Raw genomic sequence first — 14,118 nt, 5'->3', positions numbered from 1 at the left:
CAAAAGTCCTCTGAGTATTATTCGATAATTCTAGAATTGTAGTTGACGAAGTTGATGCTTGCAATCTATGCTCAAGTCATTAATTCGATGATTCTAGAAATATGGAGAGTGTCGCAATGTCAACTCAAGTTCAAGATGCCCTGGGCATGTTCGTGTTCCTCGCGGTCGAACTGTCGGTTCTTTTCATAGGTATCAGTCTTCTGGTGGGGGTGCTCCAACGCCGTATTCCGCCCGCAAAGATTGAGGTGATGCTGGGTTCCAGTCACGGCCGGGGCTATTTGCTCGCCGCTGGCCTGGGGGCCATCACTCCGTTTTGCAGTTGCTCCACGATTCCCATGTTGAAGGGGCTGATTCGGGCAGGTGCCGGGTTTGGGCCGACGATGGTGTTTCTTTTTTCCTCTCCGCTGCTGAACCCCATTGTGGTTGTGCTGCTGGTGGCTACCTTTGGATGGGCGCTTACCGCCATCTACGTGGCTGCCGCATTTGTGGTCTCCGTGGGGGCAGGGTGGTTGCTGCACACGCTTGGCTTTGAGCGTTATGTGCGGGGCACTGCGTCTTGCAGTGATGGTTGTGGTAGCTCAGTAACTGCTACCGCTCCTCCGGGCAAATACAACGGTTTGTGGCAGGAAGCCTGGTCAGATTTTGTGAAAGTGTCGCCCTATCTGTTCATTGGCATTGCTATTGGCAGCCTGATTTATGGCTTCATGCCCATGGGGCTGCTGGAGCAATACGCAGGCCCGGAGAATGCCTTTGCCATCCCGGTGGCCGCGGTGATTGGCGTTCCCCTTTATATTCGCGCGTCAGCGGTGATACCCCTGGCAGGCGCATTAATGGTCAAGGGTGTCGGGGCGGGCACGGTATTGGCGTTAATCATCGGCAGTGCCGGCGCCAGTTTGACCGAGCTGGTTTTGTTGCGCTCGCTGTTCACGCTCAAGCTCCTGGCAGCGTTTGTTGCCGTCATCTTTTCCATGGCAATGGTTGCTGGGTATGCTGCATTTCTGTTTTTTTAATCGGCCGTAAAATGGAAAGATCGTTTGGGCGGGCAGGTAACGGTGCCGTACTTTGCTAGTATGTCCGCCTTTTCACCTGGATAGCGATTTGGCTCTGCACATGAATGCTCCCTTTAAACTGCGGCCTTACCAGCGCGAAGCGGTTGATGCCACGTTGAAGCACTTCCGCAGATCGGATGAGTCTGCAGTTATTGTGCTTCCGACCGGTGCGGGGAAGAGTCTGGTCATTGCCGAGTTGGCCCGTCTCGCCAAGCGTAAAATCCTGGTGCTGACCCACGTCAAAGAGCTGGTGGAGCAGAACCACGCCAAGTACCAGAGCTATGGGTTAGAGGGCGGCGTATTCTCCGCCGGGCTGAAGCGCAAGGAAAACCGGCATCAGGTGACCTTCGCCAGCGTGCAGTCGGTATCGGCAAATCTCGATCAATTCAGGGATGAGTACTCATTGGTCACCATCGATGAGTGCCATCGGGTCAGTGGTGAAGAGACCAGCCAGTACCAGCGGATCATCGAGCTGCTGCGGCAACAGAATGACGCCCTGAAAGTGCTTGGGCTAACCGCTACGCCTTATCGGTTGGCCATGGGCTGGATCTATCGCTATCACTACCGGGGCTTTGTTCGCGGCTCTCGTGAAGAGCAAGATAAGCCCTTTGTGCACTGCATTTACGAACTCCCGCTGAGCTACATGATCAATCGGGGCTTTCTCACCAGGCCCGAGTTGGTGAATGCGGCGGTGGCGCAATACGATTTCTCCGCGCTGGCTCAGGACCGCTTTGGCGAATACGCCGAGAAGGACGTTAACCAGTTGCTGAGCAAACATCAGCGGGTGACTCGGGCCATCATTGAACAGGTGATGGAGCTGGCCGCTGAGCGCAAAGGGGTGATGATCTTTGCTGCAACGGTGGATCATGCACGGGAGATCACCGGCTATCTGCCGCAACACCAAACCGCCCTGATCACCGGCGCGACCGATATGAATGACCGGACGTTGCTGATTCAGCGTTTCAAGCAGCGGCAGTTGAAGTACCTGGTGAATGTATCGGTTCTGACCACGGGCTTTGATGCGCCCCATGTCGATTTCATCGCCATTCTTCGTCCTACCCAGTCGGTCAGCCTGTACCAGCAGATTGTGGGCCGGGGTCTTCGGCTGGACGAAGGCAAACAGGATTGCCTGGTGATCGATTACGCGGGTAACCATGTGAACCTGCATCACCCTGAGGTGGGGGAGCCGAAACCGAATCCCGACAGTGAGCCGGTGCAGGTATTCTGCCCCGGCTGTGGTTTCGCCAATATCTTCTGGGGCAAAACCGACGGTGACGGCCGCGTGATCGAGCACTACGGGCGCCGGTGTCAGGGGTTGATAGAGGGGGTGATAGAGGGACTGCTGGAGCCCGTGGAAGAGAATGGGGCAGGGGCACAGAGCGAGCGCCCTGAACAGTGCGACTACCGTTTCCGTTTCAAGGAGTGCCCACACTGCGGTGGCGAGAACGATATCGCGGCCCGCAAGTGTCACCAGTGCCAGCAAGCCATTATCGACCCGGATGATCAGCTCAAGGATGCCCTGAAATTGAAGGATGCCATGGTGATTCGTTGTGCCGGGATCACCTTAAGTGCCTCTAATGGCAGCAGCGACAGCAAGCTGAAGATCACCTATCACGGCGAAGATGGGGAAGAGCTCAGCGAATCGTTTGATTTCAGCAAGCCGGCACAGCGCCATGTGTTTAACAAACTGTTCGGGCGGCGTTTCGCGAACAGCCAGGCGCCGAAGGAGTTCAAAGGGGCTGACGAGGTGCTTGAGATGCAAGCGCTGTTGCCAGCCCCGGATTTCGTTATTGCCCGCAATCAGAAGCACTATTGGCAGGTGCAGGAGCGCATCTTTGATTATCGGGGTAACTATCGTAAGGCCTATTAGGCGCAAGGCCGGTCAAGTTAAGCCCGCACTTCGTCTCTGACTCTGATGTGGCTGGCTTCCGGCAACCCACTTCATCCACGCCATGTCTAAAGGAACCAGCACGTTCAGTGCGAACAGCGCCCAACCCAGTGGCTGCAGGCTCTCCGCAAACCACACCATCAGGGCAAGTGACAGCAGGCCCCAGGCTACATCGACGCCAATCATCAGATTGAAGTATCGCTCCAGCCACCGTGCATTCATGGCCATGGCGGCCATATCCACGCACCAGAGCAGCATTACCACGCCAACCACCAGGTAGAAGGTTGCGCCGGGGCCGCCCGCCCACTGGGCAATTGGGCCCGCGGCCAGAATGAGCGCCAAGGCAAGGGGCGTGGAGAGGAAAACGTCGCTCAGGATGATTTGCCTGGCACTGAATCGGCGAACAAAGTTATTCATAGGATCACCTCAATCGGGTTTCGCAATGGGTTTGACTACACTTCTAAGCTTCTACCCGGGCGGTGAAGGTCTCAATTACCTATGAGGTAATGGTAAGGACTACCTTGGGCTAGGATAATCGCTGGACACTCGGAATTTTACAGGTAGCACGATGAGCGCCTTTGGTACGCTTTTTAGAGAGATGCGGCAGGGTAAACGCTTGAGCCAGATGGATTTTGCTCTGGAGTGCGAGGTGTCGGCGAAACACATCAGCTTTCTGGAAACAGGGCGAAGCAAGCCCAGCAAAGGCATGGTTCTGCATCTGGCCCAGATGCTACAAACCGATTTGGCAGGAACCAACCGCCTGCTGTCGGCGGCGGGGTATAGCCAGGTTTACTCCGACCAGGATCTGACTTCGCCAGGCATGGCTATGATCAAAGACGCCCTTGAGCACCTGTTGCAGGCGCATCTGCCTTACCCGGCCGTGGTGTTCGATCACGAATACTATTTGGTGATGGCCAACCAGGCCATGCGGGAGATGATGGTAAAAATGGTTGGGTTGGGCGCTCAATTCCCTTCAAGGCCTAACTTTTTGCTGTCGCTGCTGGATGACAAGGGCATGAAACCCTTTGTGGGCGACTGGGAAAATATCGCCTGCCATATGCTGCAGCGCGTTTACCATGAGCACCTGGCCGGCCCCTTCAGGGATCAGCCTAATCGATTGCTGGAGCAGGCACTGACCATGCCGGGTGTTCCGGAACACTGGAAAAGCCACGTGGTGGAGCATCTGGACTATCCGGCGATTCCTTTTACTCTGAACCTGGGCGACCAACAACTCAGCATCTTCTCGACCATCGCAACCATAGGCACGCCCCTGGATGTTACCGCGCAGAATCTGCGGATTGAGCATTTTTTTCCTATGGATGAACGCAGTAAGGCTTATTGGCAGGACTGAGGCGGATACTAATTAAACAATTTTATCTTATTTAGGATACTATGGATGTCTGAGGTTGGTGAATGAGCCAACGAATAGCGAGGAGAGCAGAATGAGCAAGAAAGCCGAAAAAGCGACATTAACGTCAGCCACCATTGAAGAGCAGACTGCTGCTTTCCTCAAAGCTGGCGGTTCCGTTGAGCAGATTGGCAAAGGCGAGAGTGGACAACTTTCTTACTCTGCGTCAAAGCAGGCAAACCAGAAGAAGTAACAGGGGCAGGTTGATCCAGCCCTGATTTTGAAAGTGCCCGGCCTGAACGCCGGGCATTGCCGATCAGATGCTCCAAGCCGGAACTGATCTGGACCCACTTGGTTTTATCCCCCTTCCCGTAATAGCACCGCCGGATTAAGTCGCATGGCCTTCAGTGTGGGCAACAAACCACCAAGCAGCGCCAGTGAGCTGACGATACCCGCCACCATTGCACCCAGCCACCAGAGATCGCCGGCCGGCAATTTCAGTGCAAGATCCGCCAGGGGCAGGGCTATTAGTGCCCCAAGTGCGGTGGCGAAGACGGTCGCAAGGAAAGTCAGCAGCCCGGTTTCCAGGAGCATGGATTGCCGAATGGCTTGGTGCCTGGCTCCGAGACAGTGCAACAGGTTGGCCTCGTAGAGTTGTCGTCGGCGGCTCACACTGACCACGCTCGATAGCACCAATAGGCTTGCCAGCAAGCTGACGGTAGCCACGGCGGCAAGACCCGCCGCGGCCTTGTTGAGCAGGTTGCCGGCGGTTTGCAGCCAGTCGGCGGTGCGCAGGGTGATCACGTTGGGGATGTTTCGTGCCAGCCACTGTTGGGACGTCTTTGCAGCAGGGTCGCTTTGATACACCGCGCCAACGTACCGGCTGATGAGGTTGTCCAGAGCGCCGTCTTGCAGAATGCCTTCGAACCAGAATCGAGTCTGAAGACCTTTCTGTCGGTAGATGGCCTTGATCTCTGCGGTAATCGGCTGGCCTTGGGCGGTGAACTCCACCTGATCTCCAGTCGACAGTCCCAGCTCGTTCGCTTCCCGATCTTCCATGGCCATGAACACTGGCGCGCCCTTGGGTGCGGGCGACGTCCACCATTGTCCGGATACCAGTTCCAGACCCTCCGGGTTGCCGGAAAGGTAGCTGAGCTTGTATTCGTCGCCCATGGCCTCGCGCCTGGCTTGTGAGTCGTTGGCGAGTAGCTCCGCAATGGGTTGCTCGTTGACCTTGGCAAGTCGAGCGCGAACCAGCGGCAGAAGCTCGGTGCTGCTGGAGGCGTCCAGGGAGGTCAGGCCGCTCTCCAACTCTTCCATCTGGTCCGGAAACACGTCATAGAGAATCAGTGCGGGGGATTCGGCCGGTATGGTGGTTTCCAGTGCCCTGAGCAGCGTGGTGACCAGAAGAGTACAGGCGACCACGAGTGTCAGTGCCGTACCCAGGGATAATAGCGTGGCCCGCAGCGGTGAACCGGGCCGATGGAGATTAGCCAGGGCCAGCCGGCGGGCAAAGTTGCCACCGGCAAAGCCGCTGTTTTCCAGTGTTTTTGCACCATGGCGCAGGCCTTTTATCAGCCCTTCCAGCAGACCCCAAAGTACGATCACCGCTAATAAAAACAAGAAGCCCAGCTCAGGGGAGGGTAGCCCCAGGAGTGTAGCGCCGATATACGCAGCCAACAGCAGATAGCTGGCTATACGCCATTTGCGTGGCTCATGGCTGGCGGCCTGAACCTGCCCCCGGAACAGCCCGGCGGGTGGTGCGGCCAGCGCCTTGGCCAGGGAAGGCAACGCGAAGACATAAGCGGTGAGCACTGCAAACAGCCAGCTGAGTAGCAGCGGCAGCAGCCAGAGCTGCAGCCAGGAGGAAGCGCCCTCCGGCCCCGCCAGTGCAAAGGCATCGCCCGCCACACCGATGGCAACCGCTGCAAGTCCAAGGCCTATGGCGCCGCCGATCAGCCCCGCCAGGCTGCCCATAAGACCAATCTGCAACAGATAGATGCCCACCAGTGGTCGGCGTCTCAGTCCCAGGGTCTGCAGGGTGGCGATGGTGCCGAGTTTTTCATCCAGGTAAGCGCGAATACTGTTGGCAACCCCGAGACCGCCAATAAACAGGGTGGTGAAGGCAATCAGAATCAGTGCGGTGGCAATCTGGTCCAGCCGTTCGGCGATGCGTTCGCTGCGTTCGGCAAAGGTGGTGATGTCCCAGCGGGTGTCAGGGAAAGCCTGTTCGAATTCTTCCAGCCACAGGTCCAGGTCGCGCTCGGTCTGTATCCGGTACTCGTAGTCAACGCGGCTGCCGGGGCGGATCAATTGGGTGGCATTCACCGCTTGCTCGGAGATCATCACGGGTAGGCCGCGCCAGTTGGCGTTCAGGCTCCGGTCAGGCTGTTTCTCAATCAGCCCGGTGATGCGGAAGGTGGCGGCACCGATCTGGAGCTCATCTCCGACTGTCTGTTCCAGGCGCTCGGCCAGCAACGGATCGATAACCGCGCCCCAGAACTCCCCTTGCCTTGCCGTCAAGTCTGTACGGGATTGGTTTGGTGCCAGTTGCAGCTCGCCGTAAAGAGGGTAGGCTGCATCTGGAACCAGAATCTCGGCCCGGAAAAAGCCATCGCCCGATTCACTGCTAACAATGGTGTCGAACTCGCGCACCAGCGAGATTCGACCGGTTTGGCGAATCCACTCGAGTACGTCATCCGGTAGGGGCTCGTTAGTGTCCAGTTCAACGTCGCCCCCCAGTATGGCCCGGGTGTCGGCCAGCAGGCTTTGCTCGATAACCCGGTACAGGCTGGCCGTGGCCGCCACCAGGGTGACGCCCAGAATCAGGCAAGCCAAAAAGACTTTCAGTGCGGAAATTCGCGAACGCAGATCGGTGATTGCGAATTTCAGCATCCATAGGATGCGGGTGGAGGATGCGCTGGTAGAGGCTTTACGCTTCATACAATCGCCCACCGTCCATTTGCACGCGATGCTGGCAGCGTTGGGCAACGCGCTCGTCGTGAGTCACCAGCACCAGGGTGGACTTACTCTGTTCGTGCAGATCGAACAGCAGAGACAGCACCTTTTCACCGGTTTCCTGGTCCAGGTTGCCAGTGGGCTCATCTCCCAGCAGCAGGCTTGGCTGGTGCACCAGCGCCCGGGCAATGGCCACCCGTTGTTGTTCGCCGCCGGAGAGCTGCTCCGGGTAATGCTGCAGCCGGTGGCTAAGGCCTACAGAGTCCAACATTGACAAGGCTTGTTCCCGGGCCTTGGGCTGTCCGGCGATTTCCAGCGGCAGGCTGACATTGCCGAGTGCGGTCAGCCCCGGCAGCAGGTGGAAGGACTGAAAGATGATGCCGAGATGCTCACTGCGCCAGTCGGCCAGAGTGTTGGAGTCCATCTCGCTGAGTCGCTGGTCGCCCACCAGTATTTCACCGCTGGTGGGGCGCTGCAGGCCAGACAGCAGCAGTAGCAGTGAGGTTTTGCCACTGCCAGACGGCCCGGTGATCGCCAGTGTGTCGCCCGGCGGCACCGTGAGTGAGGCGTTTTTAAGCACCGATACGGCCCCTGAGTCTGTCGGATAGCTCAGATTAATGTCGCTGATCTGCACACTGGTGGACACAAAAGTACCTTTTTCAAGAAGTTCGAATCGAGACCTACGAATCATAGACGGAACTGGTGCACCGGAAAAAGAATCGGCTACTCGTTTGAGTTAATGAGTTGCATTGGCCGACAAACGGAAGGGCGAAAGTTTTGAGCGGCCCGAATAAGCTCTGGAGTAAGGTGAAACGTAGATGTCAGAATGCTACATACAGCCTGACACTGAGTGTTCATGCAGTGCGCATCTCTTTTTATCTTCAGGACGACTTTCTATGGTAGGTGCTTTTAACTTGGTAACCCCGACGGAAATCGTATTCGGGCGGGGCTATATAGCCCAACTGAACGATCGGGCAACGAAACTGGGTACGCGAGCACTGATCGTGCACGGCAGCAATCCTGGTCGGCTGGCTGCGGTGTTCGAGTCATTGACCACGGTTGAGATCGTGCAAACCCTGTCGGTTGAAAAAGAGCCCGACCTGAATGCGCTCACGGCTGCGGTCGATCAGGGTAAGAAGCTGGGTGTCGATCTGGTGCTTGGCATTGGTGGCGGCTCGGTGATGGATTCCGCCAAGGTGCTGGCGGCCATGCTGCCGAGTGACACCGAGTTGATGCGTCACCTGGAGGTGGTGGGAGACGGTCTGCCTTTAACGGCCAAGCGCCTGCCGCTGATTCTGGTTCCAACCACCTCGGGTACCGGCGCCGAAGTCACCCGCAACGCAGTGATCGATATTCCGGACGCCCAGCGCAAGGTCAGCCTCCGGGATAACCGGTTGCTCCCGGACCTTGCCCTGATTGACCCCGCACTGACTGATAATTGCCCCCGGCACGTCAGCTTGCACTCGGGGCTGGACGCCATTACCCAGGTAATTGAGCCTTACCTTTCGTCTCGCGCCAACCTGTTCACGGACATGCTGTGCAAGGAGGCGATTCCCAAGGGCCTTGCGGCGTTAAAGCAACTGATGAGTGGGGAGTCCAAAGAGGCCCGTGATGCCATGGCTCAGGTCAGCATGTTTGGTGGCCTGGCCCTCGCCAACTCAGGGCTGGGTGTTGTCCACGGCTTGGCAGGCCCGCTGGGCGGCTTGTGCGGTGCGCCCCACGGCGCCATCTGCGGCGCGCTGTTACCGGCGGGCATTGCGGCCAATCGTGACGCTGTGACGGAAGCGGAACACAAGGCTCGTATCGATCAGGTAATCGATTGGATTGCCGAGGTTTTTGAGACCAACTCGGACCAGGCGTTGCCGCGCTTCCATGAATGGATTATCCAAAGTGGCCTGTCCGGGCTTGAGTCGATTGGGGTGACCGACGAGCACATCATTGCAGCCTCGAAAGCGGCTGCCAGTTCTTCCTCCATGAAGGCGAATCCCGTGGTGCTGCCAGCGGCAACCATTGAACACATCATGCGCCAGTCGTTTTGATCAACCATCGTTTTGCCTGGGACAAAAGATGATTAAACCTAGCTGCTACAGCTGTCGGAAAAGGTTTGAGCCAGCTGAACTCAGGCTCTCATACTCTAAGAATTATTGTGAGCAATGCGGAGTGGGGCTGTTTGGCGAGGAGTACTTTAATTTTCCTGAAAAGCCTTCCCCAACTACCCGAGCAAACTTGGTTATGCATTTGTCCGTGATTGTTTTGGGCGCTGCCGGTTTTTGGTTGTTCGCGCATTTTCTGTGGTGATGTAAGTCATTGGCAACATTGCTCCGGAGTTGCGCCTTGTGCGAGTCTGGTCCCTCCTTTTGTTTGTAAAGCAGCACAGGAGAGAAGAAGAATGAACACCAAGCTCAAGAAGTCTGTTGTTATTTCTGTAGTCGCTGGGTTTTCAATGCAGCTCGTCGCCTGTGGCACGATCCTTTACCCGGAGAGAAAGGGGCAGCACTCCGGACACCTTGATCCGGCTGTCGTGATACTGGATGGCATTGGCCTCTTGTTCTTCCTGGTGCCCGGGGTTATCGCCTTCGCGGTCGATTTCAGCAATGGCACCATCTACCTGCCTGGCGGCGTGGCGTCGGTCGATTCAGATAAAGTGAATGCTATTCAAATCTCGGGTGAGGTCACGAACGAGAAGATCGAGCAGGCCATCTTTGAGCAAACCGGAGAGGAAGTTCGCCTGGACGACGAGGCTATTCAATCGCGGGAAGGGACCACAACTTTGAGTGCCCTGAATAGGGAAGTGCGCTTCCTGTAAGGGCCTCAGCCACTGTTTCCGGTGCTTAGATTGCAACCGCAACGGATTGTGGTTTTCGGACTAATCCAGCCATGAGAAATCTGGCTGGCCAGGCTGGCTAAGCGCCTGGATCATGTCATCGGGGTAGGTGCCCCTGTAGTACTGTGCAAGCGTTCCATCCAGCTTCATCTTGTCGAGGGTGTCCTGCCAGAGCTCAACCTTGGCATCCTCGGTATCCAGTGACATGGCAATGTACAGGTACCTGATTGAGGTGATGTAGGCTAGCACCACATCATCCTGGGCATACTCTGAGTCGGCAAGTAACGGTATCCGCCCTATGTCGCTGGTCACCCAGGCGTCCACTCGGCCGTGCATGAGCATTTTCAGGCACTGCGCAGGCTGGGTTGGCTGCTCCAGATTGGTAAAACCCAACGCTAACAGTGACTCCCCGCCAGAGCTTCCCCGATAGGCACATATACCCTTTAGCTTACGCGCATCGTCCAACGTCTCTATCGCAATATCATTATCTTGACGCACAAAAAAACCGGTGGCGACGCGCTTAATCGGACCGACCCATGTGAACTGATCTTCCCGAAGTTCTGTTCGGGCGGTTTCAAACAGGGCGACATTGCCCCCTTTTTGAGCCATTCGATAACCCCGCGCCCAGGGAAGGATTGCAATGTCTCCGGGTTCACCAGCCCGCCTCATCAGTTCTCGGACCAACTCGGCAGTAGGGCCTGTGACACGGCCGTTCTCATCCAGATACTCTCCTGGAGGCGAGTGCTCTGTTATGACCTTCATCGGTTCGCCCCATGTTGGGGGACTGATCAGTCCGATGATTAGAAATATTCCGGTCAGAACTACATTATCCGCACGATCATTCCAAACCATTCGTGATTCCTGTGTCCCGAAAATGGGCGCGCCATCAAAATAACTCGAACCTGTTCTGGGTCAGAGTAGCTAGCCGGAAAGAACTTGTCTGCAAAAAGAAGTAAAACTGTTACGCATTTATCTCTTGGTTCCCTGTGTCAGAAACTCCTGCAGCATGCTGTAACTGAGCCCCCAGATGCAGTAATCCTGATACCGACAGCAGGGCATGTTCAATGTGCCCAGAGGCGTGCGCCAGGGCAGCCTGCTCTGGTTCTCTTCCGCGGAGAGGTAGGCGAGGGGAACCCACACCACTTGCTGAACTTCGTGGTTCAGCGAGACAGTATGCGGGCCTTGCCATTCGTAGACGTAGGGTGTGATCACCATGGGGCGCCAGCGGCTATGGTGGCGGGTAATCAGATCGGATAGCCGAGCCTGGAAGCGGCCGTGGCGAATCAGGTCAACTCCGGTTTCCTCAAGAGTTTCCCGTTCCGCGGCCGACCGGGTTGTGGCGTCTTCCGGCTGGAGTCGGCCTCCTGGGAAGGCCATGTCTCCGGACCAGGGATCGCCTTCCCGGCGGGCCCGTTGGATGAACAGCAATTCTGTTCCACCGTTTTCAGCTTGTCGGTAGATCAGCGCTACGGAGGCGCGGGTCAGGCGCCGCCGGAGCGGTAGCTTCTTGGGCCGCAAGGTGCTGGCCCAGCGTTTGGTTGCCACAGTGTGCTGTCCTTTGGAGGCTGGTAGTGACCAGATTATCCAATCACTTGGCCGGCGTCCAAAGACTCTGCAACTGCCCAAGCAAGGTCGAGCCCACGCCCTGTTCACCGAAAAAACCCAGCACTATCGGCAGGAACTGCTGAATCATGGCGGGATCCATGCCCAGGGCAGAGAACGCCGATTGCACCCCACTCATGGAGGAAATGTTGGAGAGCAGGTTTTTACTCAGGCCGCTGCTGCCTCCCAGGAGGCTGGACAGACCGGTGGCGTTGCCACTCAGGGTGCTCATGGTGTTAGCGCCAAGCTGATTCTTCGCGAGCTGCAACATGGCTCCGGTACCGCCGACGGCTTGTGCTTGGGAAACACCAAGCTGACTCTGCAGTTGGCCGACCAGTTGCTGTGCTTCGCCTTTAACTTGCGTTGCTGAGGACAGTGCTGCAGTACCTTTGGTCAGGCTGTCGTTCAGGCTGTAGGCGTCAACGGTTGGGGTGAATAGATAGATGCTTGAAACCAGGAGGAATTGCTTGAGGATGGTATTCATTTAAATGTCCCTATGGATGTGTTTCAAGGTTAGCAAGCTACATATGGGGGCGGTTCTCGGAAAACAAAGTGGAGCAAATAGCGATATTTTCCCTGGGCAACTGAAATTCCAGGGAAAACCGAAGGGCGTTGAAGCCCTCCGCTATCACTCAGGCGAAGTCGTACTCGCCGCCTTTCTCAAGGGCTGTCTGGTAAGCCGGCCGGGCGTGTACGCGCCCCACCCAAGCGGTGATGTTTGGTCGATTCTTGCCAACGATTCCCCGCGCCACCGAGGCTTCCAGCGGGAAGCTCATTTGGATATCCGCCGCGCTCAGGTTATCCCCCAGGAACCAGGTGTTTTTCGCCAGATGGGCTTCAACAAAGTCCAGGTGGGTTTTGATCATTGGGCCGATGAAGATCTCGTTGGTTTTGTCAGAGATACCCTTGGCGACCGGCTTGATGAAGAACGGCATCGGGCTGGTTTTCACCTTCTCAAACACCAGGCGCATCACCAGCGGCGGCATCAGGGAGCCTTCGGCGTAGTGCAGCCAGTAGGAGTAGTCCAGCCAGGCCTGGCCGCCGGCTTCCGGCAGCATGGTGTCTTTGCCGTAGGTGTGGGCCAGGTATTCGATGATGGCGCCTGATTCCGCCACCACCAGATCACCATCAGTAATCACCGGAGATTTACCCAGCGGGTGTACCTTTTTGAGGCTGGCCGGTGCCAGCATGGTCTTGGGATCACGCTCGTAACGCTTGATCTCATAGGGCACGCCCAGCTCTTCGAGCATCCAGAGAATGCGCTGTGAGCGGGAATTATTCAGGTGGTGCACTGTGATCATGTAGAAACTCCGTTCGTTAGATTAAACCCGATTTGATCATGTCAAAGGTGTCCAGAATCCGTGCCACATACTGGTCCTTTGGGCGAAAGCTGCTTTGGGTGCTCAGTGAGACATCCCGTTCCAAGTGGTCCAGCAGCTTGTGCAGACGCCGGCGATGCAGGCCTATGGCTGCCTGCACCGGGTCCGAAATGACTCCGGACAATGCTGCAAAGGCTGCCAGGGCGGCCATGACCGCTACCATCACACTGGCGGTGGTCGCCAGCGAGGGCTCTGGTGGAAATACGCTGTAGTACCAGCCGCCGATCGTTTCGCCCAGAATAAAGTCCCGGGCGGCCATGGTTTTGGCCAGAATGGACGCAAGCACCACCCCGAGTCCAATGCCACCGGGCGTGAATTTCTGGAACGCGAAGGCGCCCAGCACGGTGCAGGAAATGCTGTTGGTGATATCGGCAGAGGCCGTCCGGGTTACCCGGTACTGGCTGAGCGCGTCGGCGACCAGTGGCTCAATGAGCTTGATGAAGCGTTGGGGATCGACCGGCTCGGAGCTATGGCGGGCGTAAACGGCTTCCAGAGCCTCAATCAGGTAGCTCTCCAGCAGGCTGTTTTCGGAGGGGGTCTTCACCCGGCCCTTGTTCAGCAATTCGTGCTGAATCAGGCTTGAGATGTGCTCCTGCACTCGGGTGGTAAAGCCTGCGGGCACGCGATCGGCCAATCGATGCAGCCAGCCAAGGCCTGCTCGATTGCGAACCAGGATTTTCACCAGGCAGGCCAGGGCGTAAACCGGTGCCCACAGCAAATTGATGGGCGCTCGTATCATGTCCCAGCCCAGCGCCATCCGGTTGGTGGCAATGGCTCCCGGGTAGTGAAAATGACGGTCGATAAACGCCGGTACCCGCGCTCGGCAGTCGTCGAAGTAGCCCTGGATGCCTGAACGGATGGCCTGCTTTATCTCGGCTTCGGAGATAGTGTGTTCGCTCGATGTGGCATCGGACATAGTGGCAGGCGTGTCTGCAGGTAAATAAGTGGTCAGGGCCTGTCACCGCATGGGCGCAAACCGGGCCGTTGTTTTCAGGGCAGTTACTGTATCAGGAATTCGCTGGGCTAAGGCAGCTCAGTGACAGGTCCTTCTCCAGCCGGCAGGTGTTGAA

General features: G+C 57.0%; 14 protein-coding genes. 6 read left to right on the top strand and 8 right to left on the bottom strand.

All coding sequences use genetic code 11. The features are described from left to right. The first annotated feature begins 116 nt into the window (after positions 1-116). Positions 117-1,010 (top strand): permease, encoded by an 894-nt coding sequence (locus tag QUE89_RS13640; protein WP_286220620.1) that lies wholly within the window; start codon positions 117-119, stop codon positions 1,008-1,010. A gap of 100 nt (positions 1,011-1,110) precedes the next feature. Next, positions 1,111-2,919 (top strand): DNA repair helicase RadD, encoded by a 1,809-nt coding sequence (gene radD / locus QUE89_RS13635; protein WP_286220619.1) that lies wholly within the window; start codon positions 1,111-1,113, stop codon positions 2,917-2,919. A gap of 12 nt (positions 2,920-2,931) precedes the next feature. Here radD and QUE89_RS13630 read toward each other — a convergent pair whose 3' ends face one another. Next, on the bottom strand, positions 2,932-3,354 hold the full coding sequence (locus QUE89_RS13630) for a hypothetical protein (protein WP_286220618.1): 423 nt from the start codon (positions 3,352-3,354) through the stop codon (positions 2,932-2,934). A gap of 208 nt (positions 3,355-3,562) precedes the next feature. Between QUE89_RS13630 and QUE89_RS13625 the strand changes: the two genes are divergently transcribed. After that, positions 3,563-4,288, top strand: coding sequence for a helix-turn-helix transcriptional regulator (locus QUE89_RS13625; RefSeq protein ID WP_286222894.1), 726 nt, complete (start codon positions 3,563-3,565; stop codon positions 4,286-4,288). Positions 4,289-4,379: 91 nt separating this feature from the next. Further along, positions 4,380-4,538 carry a PFL_1563 family small protein gene (locus QUE89_RS13620; RefSeq protein WP_169745956.1) on the top strand — a complete coding sequence of 53 codons (159 nt, stop codon included), beginning with the start codon at positions 4,380-4,382 and terminating at the stop codon, positions 4,536-4,538. 104 nt (positions 4,539-4,642) lie between these two features. On the opposite strand, the gene QUE89_RS13615 is transcribed toward QUE89_RS13620, so the two are convergent. Next, positions 4,643-7,228: an ABC transporter permease gene (locus QUE89_RS13615; protein WP_286220617.1), complete on the bottom strand. Its 2,586-nt coding sequence runs from the start codon at positions 7,226-7,228 to the stop codon at positions 4,643-4,645. Next, the gene (locus QUE89_RS13610; RefSeq protein WP_286220616.1) at positions 7,218-7,889 is read right to left on the bottom strand and encodes an ABC transporter ATP-binding protein; all 672 of its coding nucleotides are present in this window, start codon (positions 7,887-7,889) and stop codon (positions 7,218-7,220) included. Before QUE89_RS13610 ends, QUE89_RS13615 begins: the two co-directional genes overlap by 11 nt. 268 nt (positions 7,890-8,157) lie before the next feature. Here QUE89_RS13610 and QUE89_RS13605 point away from each other — a divergent pair, with 268 nt between their 5' ends. Further along, on the top strand, positions 8,158-9,282 hold the full coding sequence (locus QUE89_RS13605; RefSeq protein ID WP_286220615.1) for an iron-containing alcohol dehydrogenase: 1,125 nt from the start codon (positions 8,158-8,160) through the stop codon (positions 9,280-9,282). 350 nt (positions 9,283-9,632) lie between these two features. Then, complete coding sequence (locus tag QUE89_RS13600) at positions 9,633-10,049, top strand: polyribonucleotide nucleotidyltransferase (protein ID WP_286220614.1); 417 nt, start codon at positions 9,633-9,635, stop codon at positions 10,047-10,049. Between the two features lie 60 nt (positions 10,050-10,109). Here QUE89_RS13600 and QUE89_RS13595 read toward each other — a convergent pair whose 3' ends face one another. From QUE89_RS13595 to QUE89_RS13575, 5 genes are all read right to left on the bottom strand, one after another. Beyond that, positions 10,110-10,829, bottom strand: coding sequence for a substrate-binding periplasmic protein (locus QUE89_RS13595; protein ID WP_286220613.1), 720 nt, complete (start codon positions 10,827-10,829; stop codon positions 10,110-10,112). 207 nt (positions 10,830-11,036) lie between these two features. Further along, on the bottom strand, positions 11,037-11,612 hold the full coding sequence (locus QUE89_RS13590; RefSeq protein ID WP_286220612.1) for an NUDIX hydrolase: 576 nt from the start codon (positions 11,610-11,612) through the stop codon (positions 11,037-11,039). A gap of 43 nt (positions 11,613-11,655) precedes the next feature. After that, on the bottom strand, positions 11,656-12,153 hold the full coding sequence (locus QUE89_RS13585; RefSeq protein WP_286220611.1) for a DUF2780 domain-containing protein: 498 nt from the start codon (positions 12,151-12,153) through the stop codon (positions 11,656-11,658). 148 nt (positions 12,154-12,301) lie between these two features. Continuing rightward, entirely contained in the window at positions 12,302-12,970 is a 669-nt protein-coding gene (locus tag QUE89_RS13580; protein WP_286220610.1) for a glutathione S-transferase family protein, read from the bottom strand. A 16-nt stretch (positions 12,971-12,986) separates the two neighbouring features. After that, entirely contained in the window at positions 12,987-13,964 is a 978-nt protein-coding gene (locus QUE89_RS13575; protein WP_286220609.1) for a DUF6635 family protein, read from the bottom strand. Positions 13,965-14,118 lie beyond the last annotated feature (154 nt).

The sequence above is a fragment of the Marinobacter sp. LA51 genome (assembly GCF_030297175.1).
Taxonomy (GTDB): domain Bacteria; phylum Pseudomonadota; class Gammaproteobacteria; order Pseudomonadales; family Oleiphilaceae; genus Marinobacter; species Marinobacter apostichopi.
The sequence above is the reverse complement of the archived record's forward strand: the minus strand, read 5'-3'. Positions and strand labels throughout refer to the sequence as shown.